3 protein-coding genes and 2 pseudogenes are annotated in these 4,452 nt (G+C 70.2%); 3 read left to right on the plus strand and 2 right to left on the minus strand.

All coding sequences use genetic code 11. The features are described from left to right. Positions 1 to 24: 24 nt before the first annotated feature. Positions 25 to 603, minus strand: coding sequence for a GNAT family N-acetyltransferase (locus ACWJ6R_RS30815; RefSeq protein ID WP_449065592.1), 579 nt, complete (start codon positions 601 to 603; stop codon positions 25 to 27). 167 nt (positions 604 to 770) lie between these two features. Between ACWJ6R_RS30815 and ACWJ6R_RS30820 the strand changes: the two are divergent. The 3 genes and pseudogenes from ACWJ6R_RS30820 to cutA all read left to right on the plus strand — a co-directional run bounded on the left by ACWJ6R_RS30820 (position 771) and on the right by cutA (position 3,698). Then, positions 771 to 2,839, plus strand: a pseudogene (locus ACWJ6R_RS30820) (RecQ family ATP-dependent DNA helicase). Between the two features lie 94 nt (positions 2,840 to 2,933). Then, positions 2,934 to 3,059 (plus strand): annotated as a pseudogene (locus ACWJ6R_RS30825) (ATP-binding cassette domain-containing protein); the annotation flags it as partial. Between the two features lie 303 nt (positions 3,060 to 3,362). After that, entirely contained in the window at positions 3,363 to 3,698 is a 336-nt protein-coding gene (cutA, locus tag ACWJ6R_RS30830; RefSeq protein ID WP_449065593.1) for a divalent-cation tolerance protein CutA, read from the plus strand. Here cutA and ACWJ6R_RS30835 read toward each other — a convergent pair. Then, positions 3,661 to 4,452 (minus strand): hypothetical protein (locus ACWJ6R_RS30835; RefSeq protein ID WP_449065594.1); only part of this gene is annotated, 792 nt, incomplete at its 5' end. The two genes, cutA and ACWJ6R_RS30835, sit on opposite strands and share 38 nt — an antisense overlap.

Raw genomic sequence — 4,452 nt, forward strand, 5'->3', positions numbered from 1 at the left:
GGCGCGGACGCCGCTCCCCGCCCGTCAGCCTCGGTCGCGCGGACCGGCGCCGGGCCAGGGGCCGGGGGTGGAGCCCTCGTCCGCGTCACCGGGGACGCCGGTCCTGGCGTCGTAGACCCGGAATCCGCGTGCCCGGTAGTTGGCCAGCGCGGCCGGGCCGTCCAGGGAGCAGGTGTGCAGCCACACCCGGCGGGTCGGCTCGCGGTCGGCCCGGCGCTCGGCCAGGTCCCAGGCGCGTGCCGTACCGGCCTCCAGCAGGTGCGCGCCCGCGCCCCTGCCGATCGCCCAGGGCAGGAGGCCGAACGAGGTGATCTCGACGGCCGCGTCGTCCTGCGGGAGCAGTTCGGCGTATCCGGCGGGGGTGCCGCGGTAGTAGGCCACCCAGGTCTCGACGCCCCGGTCCAGGAAGTCCGCCCACCGCCGCCAGGTCCACGGCAGCCGGTCGGTCCACTGCCAGTCGCCGCCGACGGCGGTGTAGAGGAAACGGCTGAACTCCGGGGAGGGGACCTCGGCGCGCACGACGTCGAGCTCGATCGCCGGGGGCTTGGCGGGGCGCAGGTCCGCGGGGGAGGTCTGCTCGAGATACCAGGTGGTGACGTCCATAGTGGGCCCATGAAACCACGGCCCCGGAGCACCTGTGCGCCGGGCCGCGGCGGTGCGGGGCCCGGTGGCGGGAGCCGGTGCGGCCCGCACCCGGTGCACGGCCGACCGCGCGAGGAGACGAAACCGTCGCCGGGACCTGATAGCAATGACCGGTGAGCGAAGAGCAGATGCTGCGCCAGGAGGCCGAGGAACGCCTGCGGGCGCTCGCCGGAGAGCACGCCCGGCTGCGCGACGACCAGTGGTCGGCGATCAAGGCCCTGGTCATGGACGGCGCCGGGTCCTGGTGGTGCAGCGCACCGGCTGGGGCAAGTCGGCGGTCTACTTCATCGCCACCGCGCTCCTGCGCGAGCTGGGCGAGGGGCCGACCGTCATCGTCTCGCCGCTGCTGGCCCTGATGCGCAACCAGATCGCCGCCGCCGAGCGGGCCGGGATCCACGCGGTCACCGTCAACTCGGCCAACCCCGAGGAGTGGGAGCAGATCTACGGGCAGGTGGCCGAGGGCACGGTCGACGTGCTGCTGGTCAGCCCCGAGCGGCTCAACAACCCCGAGTTCCGCGACCAGGTCCTGCCCGAGCTCGCCGAGAGCGCGGGCCTGGTCGTGGTGGACGAGGCGCACTGCATCTCCGACTGGGGCCACGACTTCCGCCCCGACTACCGGCGGCTGCGCACCCTCTTCGAGGAACTGCCCGAAGGCGTGCCGGTGCTGGCCACCACCGCCACCGCCAACGCCCGCGTCACCCGCGACGTCGCCGAGCAGCTCGGTGAGGAGACGCTCGTGCTGCGCGGGCCGCTGGAGCGCGAGAGCCTCCACCTGAGCGTCGTACGGCTCCGCGGCGCCGAGCAGCGCCTGGCCTGGCTCGCCCAGACCCTGCACGAGCTGCCCGGCTCCGGCATCGTCTACACCCTCACCGTGGCCGCCGCCCAGGAGATCGCCGCCTACCTGCGCGAGCAGGGCCACGAGGTGGCCGCCTACTCCGGCCAGACCGAGCAGGCCGAGCGGCTCGCCGCCGAGCAGGCGCTGCTCGACAACAAGATCAAGGCGCTGGTCGCCACCTCCGCGCTGGGCATGGGCTACGACAAGCCCGACCTGGGCTTCGTCGTCCACGTCGGCGCTCCGCCGTCGCCGGTCGCCTACTACCAGCAGGTCGGCCGCGCCGGGCGCGGGGTCGAGCGAGCCGAGGTGATCCTGCTGCCCGGCGCCGAGGACCGGGAGATCTGGTCCTACTTCGCCTCGCTGGCCTTCCCGCCCGAGCAGGTCGTGCGCACCGTGCTGGCCGCGCTGGCCGAGGGCGGCGTCATGTCCACGGCCGCACTGGAGAGCCGGGTCGACCTCAGCCGGACCCGGCTGGAGAGCATGCTCAAGGTCCTGGACGTCGACGGCGCGGTGCGCCGGGTCAAGGGCGGCTGGGAGGCCACCGGCGAGCCGTGGGACTACGACGCGGACCGCTACGCCCGGGTCGCCGCCGAGCGCGAGGCCGAGCAGAAGGCCATGCTCGACTACCTCGACACCACAGGGTGCCGCGAGGAGTTCCTCCGCCGCAGGCTGGACGACGACTCCGCCACGCCGTGCGGGCGCTGCGACAACTGCACCGGGACGCACCGCTCGCCCGAGGTCGAGGCCCGCGCGGTCGAGCGCGCCGCCGAGAGCCTGCACCGGCCCGGCGTGGAGATCGAGGCGCGCCGGCAGTGGCCGACCGGGCTGAGCGACCTCAAGGGCCGGATCAAGCCCGAGCTGGGCGCCGAGCCCGGCCGGGTCCTGGGCCGGCTGACCGACATCGGCTGGGGCAACCGGCTGCGCGGGCTGCTGGCCGAGGGCGCCCCCGACGGCCCGGTCCCCGACGACGTGTTCGCAGCCGTGGTCACCGTGCTCTCGTCGTGGGAGTGGGCGCAGCGCCCGGTCGCCGTGGTCGCGGTGCCCTCGGCCACCCGTCCGCTGCTGGTCCGCAGCCTGGCCGAGCGGCTGGCCCAGGTCGGGCGCCTGTCCTATCTGGGCGACCTGGGCTACCGGTCGGGACCGCCCGCGCGGCGCTTCAACAGCGCCCAGCGGGTCCAGGCCATCCGGGCCACGCTGGCCATGCCCTCCGCCCTCGGTGCGGCGGTCGCCGAGGCGGGCGGCCCGGTCCTGCTGGTCGACGACCGCGTCGACACCGGCTGGACCATGACGCTGGGGGCCGCGCTGCTCCGCCACGCCGGAGCCCCGGCCGTGCTGCCCCTCGCCCTGGCGGTGACGAGCTAGCCCGCGCCGCCCGGGCGCGTTACGGTTTCCCGCCATACGGGTCGGCGGTCCGCCCCCATGGCGGGCAGACCGGTGGACGCCTAGCGTGGCCGGCGTGATCAGTCTCAGGGGATTGAGCAAGCGCTACGGCGACCGGATGGCCGTGGACGACCTGTCGCTGGAGCTGAAGCCGGGCGCGGTCACCGGCTTCCTCGGGCCGAACGGGGCGGGCAAGTCCACTGCCAAGGTATGGCCCCTAAGCGTGACTTGATCGTTATGAGTTCTAGCAGGTCAGCGGCTTTATGGGGGCCTTGCCACACACATACCCGCACGCCTTCCCCCGCCCGTTCATCCCGTCTGCCGTCGTCCCACCCGCAGCCCTGCTACGGCTTGCCCGGGGACGACGGCAGACGGGATGAACGGGCCCTACCTCAGCCACACTCAACCCCGGGCGTCGCGCTCCCCCTCATCCCGGAGCCGGAGTCCCCCGCCGGAGGCGCTTTGGTGATGGTTGAGGAAGGTGGCCCACACGTAAGCTGATCGCATGACCCCTTACCTTGAGGTACACGTGACCGCTGGAACCCGGGAAGAGGCGGAGAAGATCTGCAATGCCGCCGTGCAAGGGCGTGTGGCGGCGTGTGCGCAGATTACCGGGCCGGTCAGTTCCATCTACTGGTGGGCGGGCGAAATACAGCGGGACGAAGAGTTTCTAATCCTGATGAAGACGAGCAGGGATCGTTTGGATGATCTTATCTCGGTAGTGAAGTCCGAGCATTCTTACGAGACGCCAGAGATCGTAGCGATCCCGATTGAGGGTGGATCGTCGGACTATTTGGATTGGATTAAGAAAGAGACGGCGGAGTCACCTTCGGCCGAGTAGCGGCGTACTCGGCTCGGAACTCGCAGGCAGCGGCAGCACGGGAATCCTTGAGCTCTTCGGCTACTTGATCGAGTCGATCCCAGCCGATCGGCGAAGCCATGGCGTCGGTGGCAGCGAGTGAGGATCGAGCGTGTTCTACGCCTTCCCTGATGTCTCCTAGCCTGATGCGGGCTATCGCCATATCGGATTTAACGACGCATAGTTTCTTAATCTCGGGTTCCGGCCCGAGATGCGTCATTATGGCATCCAAAGCGGTTACAGCTTTTTCCTCGTGGCGTACGCGGGTGTAAACTGCAAGCTTCATTGAGGCGAAGCGGGCCGCATCTAAGAAGCATGTCCAGGGGCGGGCATTGATGTCTGCTTCGGCGTAAACGTCATCTGCCTTGGAGATGGCAGCTAAGGCAGTACTCCGATCACCAATTAGCGCGGCTTCTTCTGCCATCCGGGCAAGGAGCCAAGCCTGTGTTGCCGAGGCAGTTTCTCCTAGCAACTCAAGCGCACTCGCCGCCAGCCGTACGCCGTGGGCGTTATCGTTCCCGGTCATATAGGTGCGGTATCCCGTCCACACTGCCGCTATTGCTGGGTCGTGACCGTGCTTAGCAGCGACACCGGCTAGGCGCGAAATTGAGGCGGCCTGCTTCGCATCCCTCATCTCCCAAGCGAACCAGGCAGCGAGCACCGCACTCTCTCCTGCGGTAACGGAAGGTGTCAAGTCAAATGCGACAGGGAGTCGGCTGATCTGATCGCTAGGCTG

Source organism: Planomonospora algeriensis (assembly GCF_977012225.1).